Origin of the sequence: Streptomyces sp. V2I9 (assembly GCF_030817475.1) — a bacterium.
Taxonomy (GTDB): domain Bacteria; phylum Actinomycetota; class Actinomycetes; order Streptomycetales; family Streptomycetaceae; genus Streptomyces.
This window is the reverse complement of the sequence record NZ_JAUSZJ010000002.1, coordinates 2162443-2177350: the sequence shown is the minus strand read 5'-3', so window position 1 is coordinate 2177350 and position 14908 is coordinate 2162443. Positions and strand designations below refer to the sequence as shown.

Genomic DNA, 14908 nt, shown 5'->3' with positions numbered 1-14908 from the left:
GCGGCGGGCCGGATGCGACGCGGCCGCCGGACCAGGGGACGGACCGCCCGCCACACCGCTCGCCGGAGCGGAACCCGCTCCCCGGCCCGGACACCGGGCACACCGCGCACACGGGACGGCACAATGGGTCCATGCCGATACCCAGCCGCGCCGCCCTCGTCGACCACCTCGTCCGCTCGCGTATCGCGGGGGATGTCGCCACACCGCGCGACAACAACCTCTCCCACTACCGCAAGCTCGCCAACGGCGACCGCCACTACTGGCTGGGCCTGGAGCTCGGCGACCGCTGGACCGACGAGCAGGACGTGCTCGCCGTGATGGCCGAGCGCTGCGGCGTCAACGACGACCCCGCGCACCGGCAGGGCCAGGACACCATCGACCCCGAGCTGACGGTGGACGCCCTGGAGCGGATGGCGGCCCGCCTGCGCAAGGCCGCCGACGGCCGCGAGCGGGTCCTCTTCGCCACCGGGCACCCCGGCGGCCTGCTGGACGTGCACCGGCAGACGGCGGACGCGTTGCGCCGCGCCGGCTGCGAGATCGTCCGCATCCCGTCCGGGCTGATGGCGGACGAGGGCATGGTCTTCCAGTTCGCGGACGTCGCGGTGCTGGAGCGCGGGGCCACCCTGTGGCACACCCACTCCCCGGCCCCCATGGCCGCCATCCTCGACGCCATGGCCCACCTCGGCCGCCCGCTGCCCGACCTGGTCGTCGCGGACCACGGCTGGGCCGGCTGCGCCGGACAGCGGGGACTGGACGCGATCGGCTACGCGGACTGCAACGACCCGGCGCTCTTCCTCGGCGAGGCGGAGGGGACCCTCCAGGTCACGGTCCCGCTCGACGACCACGTCACCGACCCGCGCTTCTACGACCCGATGACGGACTACCTGCTCCACGCGGCGGGACTGCTGGAGGAGGAGCCCGTCGAGGAGGCGGCGGAGACCGAGAGGGCCGGCCGGCCGGTCGCGTAGCGGCTTCCGGTGGGTGAACCGCGCGGCCGGGCCCCGTGCGCGTCAGGGGCCACCGCGCCCCGCCCCAGCGGCCCGCCCGCGGCTCCCGGAGCCGTACGTCCCGCGTCAGGTCCCGCCGTTCCGACGCCGGGCCCGGCCCGGCGTCGGGTCCAGGTAGACCCGGCGGATCGACGGGAACCGCTCGCGCAACTGCGCCTCCGCCTCCTCGCAGGCCCACTCGACCTCGGCGGCGGTGGCCATGTCCCGGAAGTCGATCTTCGCGGCGATCAGCATCTCGGTCGGCCCCTGGATCAGCGTGGTCAGCTCCAGTACGTCCACGATGTGCGGCACCGACAGCAGTTCCTCGCGCACGCCCGCGCGCACCGCGGCGGGCAGCGGCCGGCCGATCAGGAGCTGCGCGTTGGAGCGGCCCAGCACCCACGCCACGTACACCAGCAGCAGGCCGATCAGGCAGGACGCGATCCCGTCCCAGACGCCCGAACCGGTGAGCTGCCCGCCCAGCAGGCCGCCCGCTGCCAGCAGCAGCCCGGCCAGGGCCGCCGAGTCCTCCATCACGACGGCCTTGACCGCCGTGTCGGGGGTGTGGCGCAGGTAGTACGCGTCCGGCACGCGCATCCGCGACGCCTCGCGCCGCACCTGTTTGACCCCGGTGCGCAGCGAGTAGCCCTCCAGCAGGAAGGCGACGGCCAGCACGATGTACGAGACGAGAGGGTCGCCCAGCTCCTCGCCCTCGACCAGGGTGTGCACCCCGTCGTAGAGGGAGAAGACGGCCCCGCCGACGAAGGTGGCGATGGAGGCGAGCATCGCCCAGATGTAGCGCTCGGGGCCGTAGCCGAGGGGGTGCTCCTCGTCGGCGGGCTTCTCGCTCCGCTTGAGCGCGGCGAGGAGCATGACCTCGGTGACGGTGTCCGCGACCGAGTGCGCCGCCTCGGAGAGCATCGCGCTGGAGCCGCTGATGAGTCCGGCGACGGCCTTGGCCACGGCGATCCCGAGATTGGCGACCGCCGCCACGATCACGGTGAACGTGGATTCCCCGCCACCGTCTGTTCCGTTCGCTTTCGCGTCACTCATGGTGGGGAGTATGTCGGAATTGCGGCGTCGAATCACGGTCATCGCCGGGGGCGCGGACGACTCACCGGGGAACGCGGACGACGCCTTCCTGGATGACGGTGATCGCAAGGCGTCCGTCGGCGGTGTGGATACGGGCCTGGCCGAGTCCGCGCCCGCCGGAGGCCGAGGGCGACTCCTGGTCGTACAGCAGCCACTCGTCCGCCCGGAACGGCCGGTGGAACCACATCGCGTGGTCCAGGCTCGCCCCGACCACGTCCCCGACCGCCCAGCCGCCCCGCCCGTGGGCGAGCAGCACCGAGTCGAGCAGGGTCATGTCGGAGACGTAGGTGGCCAGGCAGACGTGCAGCAGCGGATCGTCGGCCAGCTTGCCGTTCGTCCGGAACCACACCTGCGAGCGCGGTTCACGCGCCTCGCCGACCGTGGCGAACGGCGGGGTGTCCACGTACCGCAGATCCACCGCCGCCCGCGCGTCGATGAGCCGGTCCACGACGCCGGGGGAGCTGAAGCGGTCCGCGTACCGGGGCAGCATCTCGGCGGCGGTCGGCAGCGTCTCCGGGTCGGGCGCGGCGGGCATGGGCGCCTGGTGCTCCATGCCCTCCTCGTACGTCTGGAAGGACGCGGAGAGGTGGAAGACGGGCTGCCCGTGCTGGACGGCGACGACGCGGCGGGTGGTGAAGGAACGCCCGTCCCGGATGCGGTCCACGGTGTAGACGATCGGCGCTCCGGGATCGCCCGCCCGCAGGAAGTACGCGTGCAGGGAGTGGGCGGCCCGGTCGGCGGGGACGGTGCGGCCCGCGGCGACGAGCGCCTGGGCCGCCACCTGGCCGCCGAACACCCGGGGCACGAGCGAACTGCGGCTCTCGCCCCGGAAGATGTCCCGCTCGATCCGCTCCAGGTCGAGGAGCTGGAGCAGATCGAGCAGGGGATCGGGACTCTCGTTCATGGAGGGAACGTGTCCCCTTACAGGCCCATGGACTTGGCGATGATCGACTTCATGACCTCGCTGGTGCCGCCGTAGATGCGGTTGACCCGGTTGTCCGTGTAGAGGCGGGCGATCGGGTACTCGTTCATGAAGCCGTAGCCGCCGTGCAGCTGGAGGCAGCGGTCGATGACGCGGTGGGCGACCTCGGTGCAGAACAGCTTCGCGGAGGCGGCCTCGGCCGCCGTCAGCTCACCGGCGTCCAGCGCCTCCAGCGCGCGGTCGGCGACGGCCTGGGCCGCGTCCACCTCGGCCTGGCAGGCGGCCAGCTCGAACTTGGTGTTCTGGAACGAGGCGACGGTCTTGCCGAAGACCGTGCGGTCCTGCACGTACTGCTGGGCGAACCGGACGGCCGCCGCGGCCTGGGCGTACGCGCCGTAGGCGATGCCCCAGCGCTCGGAGGCCAGGTTGGTGCCGAGGTAGCCGAAGCCCTTGTTCTCCTCGCCCATCAGGTCCTCGACGGGGACCTTGACGTCGACGAACGCCAGCTCGGCGGTGTCCGAGACCCGCAGGCCCAGCTTGTCGAGCTTGCGGCCGACCGAGTAGCCCTCGGACGTCGTGTCCACGGCGAAGAGGGAGATGCCGAAGCGGCGGTCGTCCTCGCGCGGGGCGGCGGTGCGGGCGCAGACGATCACGCGGTCGGCATGGACACCGCCGGTGATGAACGTCTTCGCGCCGTTGAGGACGTAGTGGGTGCCGTCCTCGGAGAGCTTGGCGGTGGTCTTCATGCCCGCGACGTCGGAACCGGTGCCCGGCTCGGTCATGGCGAGGGCCCACATCTCCTCGCCCGTCGCGAACTTCGGCAGCCAGCGCTTCTTCTGGTCGTCGGTGGCGAGCATCTTGATGTACGGCAGACCGAGCAGCGTGTGCACACCGGAGCCGCCGAAGGAGACTCCCGCCCGCGTGGTCTCCTCGTAGATGACGGCCTCGTACTTGTGCGAGTCGATGCCCGCGCCGCCGTACTCCTCGTCGACCGTGATGCCGAAGACGCCCAGCTCGCCCAGCTTGAGGTAGAAGTCGCGCGGGGCCTGGCCCGCGGCGAACCACTCGTCGTACACCGGCACGACCTCGGCCGCGATGAAGGCGCGGAGGGTCTCCCGGAACGCGTCGTGGTCCTCGTCGAATACCGTACGGCGCACGGGATGCCTCCTTGGTCGGCGGTCGATGCGTGTTCGTCTAAGCGCTTGCTCAGCCCTCCTTCGAAGTTACCCGCCAGTTGTGTGCGCTGTCCAGGGTGACGCTCGGCACCCGTCCCGATGGGCGGTGGAGCGCGATGGTCGGTGGCGTGGGGGAGGATCGGGAACAGGCGGCGCGAGACGCCGACGGATGTACGGAAACGGGCATACGGGACGCACGCGGGCGCGTGCGTCGGTGGAGGTGGGGAGTGAGGCTGGAGGACCTGGCCCGGCTGCGCCGGGCCCGCGACCGCATGGACCGCGAGTACGCCGAACCGCTCGACGTCCCCTCGCTGGCCCGCGACGCCCTCATGTCGGCGGGCCACTTCTCCCGCAGTTTCCGCGCCGCCTTCGGCGAGACCCCGTACAGCTACCTCATGACCCGCCGCATCGAGCGGGCCAAGGCGCTGCTCCGCCGGGGCGACCTGTCGGTCACGGACGTCTGCTTCGCCGTCGGCTGTACGTCGCTGGGCTCGTTCAGCAGCCGTTTCACGGAGCTGGTCGGGGAGAGCCCGAGCGCCTACCGGGCCCGTCCCCACGAGGCCGGCGAGACCATCCCCGCGTGCGTCGCCAAGATGCTCACGCGACCGGTCAGGAATGGAGAAGCGGATCGTCGGCCCCGCCCGTAGCGTGAAACCCATGGACATCAAGCTCTCGCAGTGCTTCATCGCCGTCGACGACCACGACAAGGCGCTCGCCTTCTACCGGGACGCCCTGGGAATGGAGGTGCGCAACGACGTCGGGTTCGAGGGCATGCGCTGGGTGACCGTCGGCTCCCCCTCCCAGCCGGACGTCGAGATCGTCCTGGAGCCCCCGCTCGCGGACCCCAACGCCCCGGCCGCCGACCGGCAGACCATGGCCGAGCTGCTCGCCAAGGGCATGCTGCGCGGGGTCATCCTCTCCTCCGACGACGTGGACGCGGCCTTCGAGAAGGTCCGCGCGGCGGGCGGCGAGGTGCTCCAGGAGCCGATCGACCAGCCGTACGGCGTCCGCGACTGCGCCTTCCGCGATCCCGCCGGGAACATGCTCCGCATCACCCAGGCCACGAGGTAACCCCCGCCGGGCCGGGGCCGGGACCGACAAGGCCCCGGCCCCGACGCACGATCACGATCCGCAGGCTTCGCGTACCAGTACGGGAGAGACGACGAGCATGGCCCCGAGAACGACGACCCAGCAGCAGCCCGGCCCGCACCCCGCCGACAGCCACGACCTGATCCGGGTGCACGGCGCGCGGGAGAACAACCTGAAGGACGTCAGCATCGAGCTGCCCAAGCGGCGGCTGACGGTGTTCACCGGAGTCTCCGGCTCAGGAAAGAGCTCGCTGGTCTTCAGCACCATCGCCGCCGAGTCCCAGCGGCTGATCAACGAGACCTACAGCGCGTTCGTCCAGGGCTTCATGCCCTCGCAGGCGCGGCCCGACGTCGACGTCCTCGACGGCCTGACGACGGCGATCATCGTCGACCAGCAGCGCATGGGCAGCGACCCCCGCTCCACGGTCGGCACCGCCACCGACGCCAACGCCATGCTCCGCATCCTCTTCAGCCGCCTCGGCGACCCGCACATCGGCCCGCCCGGCGCGTTCGCGTTCAACGTCCCCTCGGTGACGGCCAGCGGCGCGATCACCGTCGAGCGCGGCAACAAGAAGGCCGTCAAGGCGACCTTCAGCCGCACCGGCGGCATGTGCCAGCGGTGCGAGGGGCGCGGCAACGTCTCCGACATCGACCTCAGCCAGCTCTACGACGACTCCAAGTCGATCTCCGAGGGCGCGTTCACCATCCCCGGCTGGAAGTCGGACAGCTGGTGGACGGTGCGGGTCTACGCGGAGTCCGGCTTCCTCGACCCGAACAAGCCGATCGCCACGTTCACCAAGAAGGAGATGCAGGACTTCCTCTACAAGGAGCCGACCAAGGTCAAGGTGGAGGGTTCCACCCTCACCTTCGAGGGCCTGATCCCCAAGATCCAGAAGTCGTTCCTGTCCAAGGACCGCGAGTCGATGCAGCCCCACATCCGGGAGTTCGTCGACCGCGCCGTCACCTTCGCCACCTGCCCCGAGTGCGACGGGACCCGGCTCACCGAGGCCGCCCGCTCCTCGAAGATCGCCAAGATCTCCATCGCCGACGCCTGCGCCATGGAGATCCGCGACCTCGCGGAGTGGGTCCGCGCCCTGGACGAGCCCTCGGTCGCCCCGCTCCTCGAAGCGCTCCAGCAGACGCTGGACTCCTTCGTGGAGATCGGCCTCGGCTACCTCGCCCTGGACCGCCCCTCCGGCACCCTGTCCGGCGGCGAGGCCCAGCGCGTCAAGATGATCCGCCACCTCGGCTCCTCGCTCACCGACGTCACGTACGTCTTCGACGAGCCGACCATCGGCCTCCACCCGCACGACATCCAGCGCATGAACGACCTGCTGCTGCGCCTGCGCGACAAGGGCAACACGGTCCTGGTCGTGGAGCACAAGCCCGAGGCCATCGCCATCGCGGACCACATCGTCGACCTCGGCCCCGGCGCCGGTACGGCGGGCGGCACCGTCTGCTTCGAGGGCACCCTGGACGGGCTGCGCGCCTCCGGCACCGTCACCGGCCGCCACCTCGACGACCGGGCCGCGCTCAAGGACGAGGTGCGCAAGCCCACGGGCGCGCTGGAGATCCGGGGGGCGACGTCCCACAACCTCCAGGACGTGGACGTCGACATCCCGCTCGGCGTCCTCACCGTCATCACGGGCGTCGCCGGCTCCGGGAAGAGCTCGCTGGTCCACGGGTCGATCCCGGCGGGCGAGAACGTCATCTCCGTCGACCAGAGCCCCATCAAGGGCTCCCGCCGCAGCAACCCGGCGACGTACACCGGCCTGCTGGAGCCGATCCGCAAGGCGTTCGCCAAGGCCAACGGGGTGAAGCCCGCCCTCTTCAGCGCCAACTCCGAGGGCGCCTGCCCCACCTGCAACGGCGCGGGCGTCATCTTCACCGACCTCGGCGTCATGGCCGGCGTCTCCAGCCCGTGCGAGGACTGCGAGGGCAAGCGGTTCCAGCCGTCGGTGCTCGACTACCACCTCGGCGGCCGGGACATCAGCGAGGTCCTGGCGATGTCGGTCACCGAGGCCGAGGAGTTCTTCGGCTCCGGCGAGGCCGCCATCCCGGCCGCGCACAAGATCCTCACCCGCCTCGTGGACGTCGGCCTCGGCTACCTGAGCCTCGGCCAGCCCCTCACCACCCTGTCCGGCGGCGAACGCCAACGCCTCAAGCTGGCCACGCACATGGCCGACAAGGGCGGGATCTACGTCCTCGACGAACCGACCACCGGCCTGCACCTCGCGGACGTGGAACAGCTCCTCGGCCTGCTGGACCGCCTGGTCGACTCCGGAAAGTCGGTGATCGTCATCGAGCACCACCAGGCGGTCATGGCCCACGCCGACTGGATCATCGACCTCGGCCCCGGCGCGGGCCATGACGGCGGCAGAATCGTCTTCGAGGGCACCCCGGCCGACCTGGTCGCGGCCCGCTCGACCCTGACGGGCGAGCACCTGGCGGAGTACGTGGGGGAGTAGTCAGGCGGGGCCGGGTCCTTCCGGCCCGGCTCTCCGGGCCCTCTCGGCACGACCTCCGGCTCAGCCGGGGAGGGCCCCGCTCTTGACCGCGTCCACGAAGGAGGTCCACCCGGCGGCAGGGATGAGCAGGGCGGGCCCGCCGGGGACCTTGGAGTCGCGGACGGGGACGGCGGTGGGGTGGTGGTCGTGGACTTCGAGGCAGCTGCCCGACTCGCTGCCGCTGTAGGAGGACTTGCGCCAGCGAAGGGGCGAGCGCGGTGAATCCTTCGGGAGTTTGTGCTCAGCCATATCGCGGTAGCCCTTCGCAGTCTCTTTCAGCAGTGCCAAAGACTCCTGCAATGGCAGTGCTTCGCTCAGGGCGAGATCATAGCGGGCCTGGAGTGCCTCGACCACGGACGGCGAATCGTGCAACCTCCCCATCTGCACGCCTTCGCTGTAGGCGACCGGCGGCTGGTCGTCGAACCACATCAGCGTCAGCATGCTCTCCAGCAGGGAGTGGAACCCGACCGAAGCGGGGATCACGTGTACGCGAATGCGCCCGGATTCGACGAGTCCGATGATGTGCTCAAGCTGTTCGGCCATGACGGCCGGGCCGCCGATCGGACGTCGAATCGTGGCCTCGTCCAGAAGGGCCCAGACCACGGGAGAAGGGGGTGACTTGAGGACCTGAGCCCGTTCCAGTCGTGCGACGACGGCTTTGTCACACTCCTCCGGGGTCAACGGCGGGTACACCTTGCCGAGCACCGCACGTGCGTACGCCTCGGTCTGGAGGATGCCCGGCAGGAAGGACAGGGCGAATTCGCGGATCACGGTCGCCTGCTGCTCAAGATGACGCGCGGCCGCGAAATAGTCCGCGAGGACGTTGTCCTCGGAACCGGGCCGGAAGCTGGTCAGCACCCCACCGGTCTTGAGCACCATGTCGAGCCGCCGGGCGTCCTCCTCGCTCGGCACGCGGCGACCCGCCTCGATGTGGGCGATGTGCGACCGGGTCATGAACGCCAGGTCCGCCAATTGCTGCTGTGTCAGACCCGCCGCCTCCCGCTGCGCCTTCAACCATTCGCCATAGGTATTACTCACAGCCAACTCCCGTGTGACGAGCGCGGTGTCACTCCGACCCTCTGGCGAGCCTAGCTCCGCCGCTCGCACTCTGTGAGTGGATCGCTACGCAGCGAAGACTTCACCCCCACTGCTCACGGAGTTGACACCCTCATGAACGAAGACACGCACGACGAACTCCCCAACACCTTCCGCCTCCTCCCTTGGACCGGGACGGCGGGACGGCCCTGCTACGTCGTCGGCAGCGGCGACGGGAAGGTCTCGCGCGAGGCCGACAAGGTCGAGGCCATGCAGCTCGGCATGGCGTACGAACTCCTGGACCACGCCGACGACCTGGTCCAGGACGACGGGTCCACCGCCGTACAGCTCCGCCATGTCGCCGCCGCCCTGGCGCACTCGCTGCGGGATGTGCACCGGGTCGCCCGGAGCCGTGGACTGCGGCTGGGGATTCCCGACGTGTTCGAGCCGGACCACCCGTCGGGCCCCGGACTGATTCCGCTGCGGCCCTGAGGCGGGAGGAGCGTCCCGGCGGCCTCCCCGCCGTGGCCGGGTGGACCGGGCCCGTTCCGGCGCCTCCGGTACGGTCGCGGCATGCCGTTCTACGTCTACGCCCAGGACCAGCCCGAAGTCGCGGACCAGTTGATGGAGTTGTGCGAGGAGCACTGGTCCTACATGGACCGGTTCGACGGCCGGCTGATACTCCGGGGGCCCACCGTGTCCGACGACGGGGAGGAGCACACGGGGAGCGTCCACGTCGTCGATCTCGCCGGCCGGGCGGAGGCGGAGCGGTTCGCGCGGGAGGAGCCGTTCCGGAAGGCGGGCCTCTACCGGGATCTCACGGTGGTCGCGGCCGTGGTGCTGCTGCGCCGTGAACCGGCGGCGGACGTCCCGTACACGCTCGTCACCGCGCAGTGGTCCGTGTCGGCCAGCGCTACGGGCGGTGCCGCTTCGGGTGACGCCGGGCGGCAGCGCCTGCTGGGGGCGGAGCCGGACGACCGGCTGGTGTTCGTGGCCGCTCTGGTCGATGACGAGGGGACCGGGACGACGGGGGTGGTCGCTGCCGTGCGGGCGCTCCCGGACGAGGCACGGGGCCTGGTCCGGCCGTTCGCGGAGCGGCTGGCCGGTGGACAGGCCGTGACGCTCACGGCGCAGCGCTGGGAGCGCGGCGGACGGAACTGACACACGGGCCGGGGCGCCGCTGTTCGCCGGTAGGCGCCGCACTTTCGGAGCCCCGGTACGCGCCCCCACTGGCCGGGCACGCGCCGCGAGCTCAGACCCCGGCCGTGCAGAACACGCACCCCGCCCAGTACGGCAGCGCGTCGAGCACCCGGTGGCGTACGCACGAGGCCAGCGCGGCGTCCTGTGGTGCGGGGAGGACCCCCGCACGCCCGTCCGCCGTCGCCGGGTCGAACACCTCCACCATGGCCCGGTACGTGCGCAGGTACGTCTCGGCATACGGCGGTTCGTACGTCAGCTCCTCCCAGCGGTGGCGGGTCAGCGCCAGGTCGAGGACGCGCAGGAGCCACTCCTTCGCCGCCGCCCGCTCCTGCGGGGTGTCTCCCCAGGCGAGGTCCGCCAGGTCGAAGCCGACGACCCCGCGCCCGATCACGCTCTGGTCCTGGAGCGTCAGCAGGGCGGCGAAACGGAAGTGCCACGGCTCGCGGGCCAGGGCGGAGACGGCGAGCGCCAGGACATCCACGAACACCGCCGTACCGCCGTTGCTCATCTCCAGGCATTGGCCGTCGCCGCCGTCGAAGATGTTCATGCACCGAGCGTAGGGAGGGGCCGCCTTCCTGTCAGCCGGGTTCAGGGGCGGTGCCGCGACCTTGACGTACGGCTTCCCCGGCGGGTGCCCCTGGGCGCGTGCATCTGCACGCCCGCGTCAGGGGCGACCGAGCCGTTCCCGCAACCAGGAGTCGATGCCGGCGAGCGCGGTGGCCGCGAGGGCGGTGGGGTGGCCGGTGAAGCCGTGGGGCGCGGCGGGGTAGAGGCGCAGCTCGACGTCGTTCCCGGCGGCCGCCAACCGGCCCGCCAGCGTCAGGTTGTCCTCCAGCAGGACGTCCTCCGCGCCCACGACGAGCAGGGCCGGAGGGAGTCCGGTGAGGTCGGCGTAGAGGGGCGAGATGTCGGGAAGGGTGCGGTCGCGGTCCGGCACGTGGCCGACGTACGCCTGGAGGAAGTACTCGTCCGCGATACGGCGGCCGGCCGGGGTGAGCGCGCTCATGTCGTAGGTGCCGAACTGGAGCGCGGCCCCGGTGAACCGGCTCACCGCGTCTCCGTACCGGCTCGCCGGGGCTGCCTCGTCGGGGCCGCTCGGGGTGTCCTCGGCGCGCCGGTCCCTGAGCCGCAGCAGGGTGGCCAGGGCGAGGGTGGCCCCGGCCGAGGTTCCGCCGATCGCCAGCCGCGATGTCCCGAACCGGGCCTCGGCCTGTTCGACCAGCCAGAGCGCCGCCGTCTCGCAGTCGTCGGGCGCGGCGGGCCAGGGGTTCTCGGGGGCGAGCCGGTAGTCGACGCTGACGACGACGGCGCGCAGGGCCTCCGCGAGGGACCGGTTGCGTACGTCGCCGTGCGCGGCGCTGTCCATGTAGAAGCCGCCGCCGTGGATGTCCAGGTGGACGCCACGGGGCGGGCCGCCGGACGGCAGGAAGACCCGGACCGGGACACGCCTCCCGGCTGCTTCGGCCGTCTCCTCGACGGCGGGCGGATCGGCGGAGGGCGGAGCGGACCGCCGCGCCCGGACGGCGGCCAACTCCTCGAACGAGACCGGCCCACGGCCTGCGGCCCGCGCCCGGTGGAAGGCGCGGGCCTCCGCGACCTGCTCGGCGGGCACGTCCGCGAAGAGTGCCTCCAGTGCGAATCGCATGCGTCGCTCCTCGTGGTCGGCCTGAGTCCGTCCGGGTCCGTCTGAGTCCGTCCGGTTTCCGCGTGGATGCTATCGGCGGCCCGGTGCGGACAGTCCGGGACCGGGGTTCTCAGGCGGGGACGGGGTGTCTCAGGCCGGGCGGCGGGCCAACCAGGTCTCGCGGGTGGACCGTACGACGAGGTCGTCCCGGTGGCGTACGTCCTCGGGCCCGCCGCCGACCAGCCGGTCCAGGGCTGCCAGATCCTCGGCGCTGACGCGCCCTGCGAGGGTGCCGCGGATGCGCTCGAAGACCAGGAACGCGTACCGGCCTGCCTCCTCCGGCAGCGGGGCACGCAGTTCCCACCGCTCGGCGCGCTCCTGTTCGACGGAGAGCCCGGCGACGGTGAGCAGGGTGCCCCAGTCGGCGCCCCGGTGCGGCAGCCGCTCGGCGTGCAGGCCGTCGAGCGCCGTACGGCAGCGGGCCTCCAGCGCGCCGGCCGGGCCGTCCTCCGGCAGGAAGGCGGGCATCCCGTCGACCTCCGCGACGGCCAGCAGGCCGCCGGGGCGCAGGGCGGCACGGATGCCCGCGAGGGCGGTGGCGGGGTCGTCCAGGTGGTGCAGGGAAGCGGACGCCCAGACGAGGTCCGCGTCGACGACACCGGGCAGCCCCGCCCCGGCGTCGGCCTCCACCGCCCGCACGCGGTCGCCGAGCCCCCGCTCCCGCGCGGACGTGACGATCCGCTCCAGCATGGCGGGGGAACTGTCGACGGCGGTCACGCGGGCGGTGGGGAACCGCTCCAGCAGGGCGAAGGTTCCGGTTCCGGTTCCGGCGCCGAGGTCGACGATGTGCCGGACGTCGTCACCGGCCAGACAGGCGATACGCCCGGTGAGCGCGGTCAGGTGGGGCGCGAAGAGGGCGGCGTCGAGGTCGAGGATCTCGGGGAGGCCGTCGGGAGGCGGGTCGGAGACATGGCTGTGGGGGGAGCCGTCATGCGTGTGCGTGTGCGTGTGCGTGTGCGTGGTGGGCTGGTGGGTGTGGGGGCGGGAGGGCTGGTTCTGGTCCTGGTCCTGGTGTGCGTGAGCCATGTGGTCGAGCGTACGAAGGGTTGCGCCACCTGCATACAGGGTTGCCGAAAACGCAAGAAGAAGACTCCGGAGCCGGCTCCGCACGCAAGAGGCCGACACCGGCGTGATCCACAACCCGACCGGGTTCGCACAACCATTCGCCGGGCGGGTGGTCTACCTGAGGGCGGGGGCGGATGGCCCTCCGACCGACAATTTCTGTCCTTCAGGGGGATGAATGGTGAACGCTTCACGTATCCGTACGGCTTCCGCGGTGATCGTCGCACTCGCGGCGACGGCGGCCGCCGTACCGGCCTTGACCGGGACGGCGGTGGCGGCCGGACCTGCCGCCGTCGCGCGTCAGCACGTGGACTTCAACGGGGACGGGTACCAGGACATGTACGCCTCGGTGCCCGACGGGACGGTGTCCGGCCTGAAGAAGGCCGGGTACCTGGTGGTGTACGCGGGTGACGCGAAGGGCATCAGCCCGGCCCGGCGTCAGGTGATCAACCAGAACACGTCCGGGGTCCCCGGCACGGCCGCCGCGAACGCCCGCTTCGGCGGCGGAACAACGGCCGACATCGACCGCGACGGCTACACGGACCTGCTGGTGACGGCCGGCACGGACCAGCGGATCATCCTGTTCGGCGGCAACCAGGGCCTCGGCGCCCGGTCCGTCGAGTTCCAGGGCAAGGGGCACGTGCTGGGCGACTTCGACGGGGACGGCCGTACGGACGCGGCCGGGATCGAGTTGGGCGACTGGAGCGGCAAGGTCGTCCTGCACGAGGGCATCGGCGCGGACGGCTCGGTCGCCTCCACGCGCACGGCACTCACCGTGGACGACGGCGTCAGCGTTCTCGAAGGCGTGCAGGCCGTGGACATCAACAACGACGGCAAGGACGACCTGCTGGTCCGCACCGGTTGCAACGACGAACCGGACTGCGACAGCACGCAGTTGTACCTGTCGACGGGTACCGGCTTCACCCACACCCCGATCGTCGCCGCAGCCGGGACGTACCTGTCCCACTCCTCCGTGACGGTCGGCTCGGTCAACGGGGACGCGTACCCGGACCTGGTCTTCACGCGCCGGCCGACCGGCCTGGACAGCGACCTGGACTTCCCGAGCAAGGGCGGTGCGGTGGCGGTCGTGTACGGCGGGCCGAAGGGCCAGAACACCGCGCTGAAGCCGAAGTGGATCACCCAGGCCACGACCGGGGTGCCGGGCGCGGACGAGGTGGGCGACGCCATGGGCGCGAGCGCGGCCGTGGGCGACCTGGACGGCGACGGTTACGGCGAGGTCGTCGTGGGCCTGCCGGGCGAGGACGTGGACGCGGCGAAGGACGCGGGCGGTGTGCTGGTCTTCAAGGGCCGCGCGTCGGGCATCACGGGCGCGGACACGAAGGTGATCGGCCAGTCCACGGCGAACGTCCCGGGGGCCGACGAGAACGGCGACGCGTTCGGCGGCGAGGTCCACGTGGTGGCCGGAGCCAAGGGCGTACCGGCCACGCTGGCGGTGGGCGCGCCGGGCGAGAACATCAACCAGGGCGGCGTCTGGCTCTTCAAGGGCAGCAGCACGGGCCCGGTCACCATGGGCAGCGTCTCCTTCGGCGAGTCGAGCCTGGGCGTGACGCCGTCGCCGGTCCGCTTCGGCAACTGGCTGGGCTGACGAGGAGGACGGCGGCGGCCCCGGAGACGCGCTCGCACCTCCGGGGCCGCCGTATGTCCGCCGCCGGCCGGTCTCCGTCTGCCCCGCCCGTCCACTTTCAGCCAAGATCAAGATTGGTTAACGTGGACGTGCTCAATCACTGGCGATTCTCCGCAGAGCTCAGAAGTCGGCCTCCGCGGTCGAAGATTCATGTGGAATGTGTCCGGAAGCTTTGTTTGTGGAAGAATTCCTGAGGGTTTCCAAGGCCACGGAAGGCGTCAATCCCTGATCGAAGGCGTCTTGAAGCTTGTCCAGCCACACCAGGCCCGCGTGGTATCCGGCCAGATCGGCTTTTGTCGCGCGGCTCGAAACTTGCAGCCCCTTCGGCATCCGACGCCCATAGATACCCTAGAATCTCGCCCTCGCCGCGCACAGGCAAAAAGGAGACCTGGCCGGTGGCGTCGCGCCTGTAGGTTGCCTGGAACGGCGGGGTCTGGCTAAAAACGCTTCCACGTTCGAAGGGTCGCGGCTCGATAGGAGGCGGGGCGTGTTCGCCGTGACCCATATCGCAC

Annotated in this window: 15 protein-coding genes and 1 pseudogene; 7 read left to right on the top strand and 9 right to left on the bottom strand. The window is 71.4% G+C overall.

Annotated elements, in window-relative coordinates; translation table 11 throughout:
* The first annotated feature begins 131 nt into the window (after positions 1-131).
* The gene (locus tag QFZ71_RS09525; protein ID WP_307667827.1) at positions 132-968 is read left to right on the top strand and encodes a phosphatase; all 837 of its coding nucleotides are present in this window, start codon (positions 132-134) and stop codon (positions 966-968) included.
* A gap of 105 nt (positions 969-1073) precedes the next feature.
* Here QFZ71_RS09525 and QFZ71_RS09520 read toward each other — a convergent pair whose 3' ends face one another.
* The 3 genes from QFZ71_RS09520 to QFZ71_RS09510 form a co-directional block, all read right to left on the bottom strand.
* Positions 1074-2039 (bottom strand): cation diffusion facilitator family transporter, encoded by a 966-nt coding sequence (locus QFZ71_RS09520; protein ID WP_307667826.1) that lies wholly within the window; start codon positions 2037-2039, stop codon positions 1074-1076.
* A gap of 61 nt (positions 2040-2100) precedes the next feature.
* The gene (locus tag QFZ71_RS09515; protein ID WP_307667825.1) at positions 2101-2982 is read right to left on the bottom strand and encodes an acyl-CoA thioesterase II; all 882 of its coding nucleotides are present in this window, start codon (positions 2980-2982) and stop codon (positions 2101-2103) included.
* 17 nt (positions 2983-2999) lie between these two features.
* Positions 3000-4157, bottom strand: a complete 1158-nt coding sequence (locus tag QFZ71_RS09510) for an acyl-CoA dehydrogenase family protein (protein WP_307667824.1) — start codon at positions 4155-4157, stop codon at positions 3000-3002.
* Between the two features lie 245 nt (positions 4158-4402).
* Between QFZ71_RS09510 and QFZ71_RS09505 the strand changes: the two genes are divergently transcribed.
* From QFZ71_RS09505 to QFZ71_RS09495, 3 genes are all read left to right on the top strand, one after another.
* Positions 4403-4822 carry a helix-turn-helix transcriptional regulator gene (locus QFZ71_RS09505; RefSeq protein WP_065488124.1) on the top strand — a complete coding sequence of 140 codons (420 nt, stop codon included), beginning with the start codon at positions 4403-4405 and terminating at the stop codon, positions 4820-4822.
* 10 nt (positions 4823-4832) lie between these two features.
* The gene (locus QFZ71_RS09500) at positions 4833-5246 is read left to right on the top strand and encodes a VOC family protein (RefSeq protein ID WP_307667823.1); all 414 of its coding nucleotides are present in this window, start codon (positions 4833-4835) and stop codon (positions 5244-5246) included.
* Between the two features lie 97 nt (positions 5247-5343).
* Entirely contained in the window at positions 5344-7731 is a 2388-nt protein-coding gene (locus QFZ71_RS09495) for an excinuclease ABC subunit UvrA (RefSeq protein ID WP_307667822.1), read from the top strand.
* Between the two features lie 60 nt (positions 7732-7791).
* On the opposite strand, the gene QFZ71_RS09490 is transcribed toward QFZ71_RS09495, so the two are convergent.
* Both QFZ71_RS09490 and QFZ71_RS09485 read right to left on the bottom strand, forming a co-directional pair.
* Complete coding sequence (locus QFZ71_RS09490; RefSeq protein WP_307671388.1) at positions 7792-8019, bottom strand: DUF397 domain-containing protein; 228 nt, start codon at positions 8017-8019, stop codon at positions 7792-7794.
* Positions 8020-8808: pseudogene (locus QFZ71_RS09485) on the bottom strand (Scr1 family TA system antitoxin-like transcriptional regulator); the annotation flags it as partial.
* Between the two features lie 132 nt (positions 8809-8940).
* On the opposite strand from QFZ71_RS09485, the gene QFZ71_RS09480 reads away from it, so the two are divergent.
* On the top strand, positions 8941-9297 hold the full coding sequence (locus QFZ71_RS09480) for a hypothetical protein (protein ID WP_307667821.1): 357 nt from the start codon (positions 8941-8943) through the stop codon (positions 9295-9297).
* An 81-nt stretch (positions 9298-9378) separates the two neighbouring features.
* Entirely contained in the window at positions 9379-9966 is a 588-nt protein-coding gene (locus tag QFZ71_RS09475) for a YciI family protein (protein WP_307667820.1), read from the top strand.
* 91 nt (positions 9967-10057) lie between these two features.
* Here QFZ71_RS09475 and QFZ71_RS09470 read toward each other — a convergent pair whose 3' ends face one another.
* The 3 genes from QFZ71_RS09470 to QFZ71_RS09460 form a co-directional block, all read right to left on the bottom strand.
* Positions 10058-10552, bottom strand: a complete 495-nt coding sequence (locus QFZ71_RS09470; protein ID WP_307667819.1) for a hypothetical protein — start codon at positions 10550-10552, stop codon at positions 10058-10060.
* Between the two features lie 117 nt (positions 10553-10669).
* A complete protein-coding gene (locus tag QFZ71_RS09465) occupies positions 10670-11650 on the bottom strand; it encodes an alpha/beta hydrolase fold domain-containing protein (RefSeq protein ID WP_307667818.1) in 981 nt (326 codons plus the stop codon).
* Positions 11651-11779: 129 nt separating this feature from the next.
* Positions 11780-12715, bottom strand: coding sequence for a trans-aconitate 2-methyltransferase (locus tag QFZ71_RS09460; protein ID WP_307667817.1), 936 nt, complete (start codon positions 12713-12715; stop codon positions 11780-11782).
* A 214-nt stretch (positions 12716-12929) separates the two neighbouring features.
* Between QFZ71_RS09460 and QFZ71_RS09455 the strand changes: the two genes are divergently transcribed.
* Positions 12930-14357, top strand: a complete 1428-nt coding sequence (locus tag QFZ71_RS09455; RefSeq protein ID WP_307667816.1) for an FG-GAP and VCBS repeat-containing protein — start codon at positions 12930-12932, stop codon at positions 14355-14357.
* Between the two features lie 159 nt (positions 14358-14516).
* On the opposite strand, the gene QFZ71_RS09450 is transcribed toward QFZ71_RS09455, so the two are convergent.
* On the bottom strand, positions 14517-14726 hold the full coding sequence (locus tag QFZ71_RS09450) for a hypothetical protein (protein WP_307667815.1): 210 nt from the start codon (positions 14724-14726) through the stop codon (positions 14517-14519).
* Positions 14727-14908 lie beyond the last annotated feature (182 nt).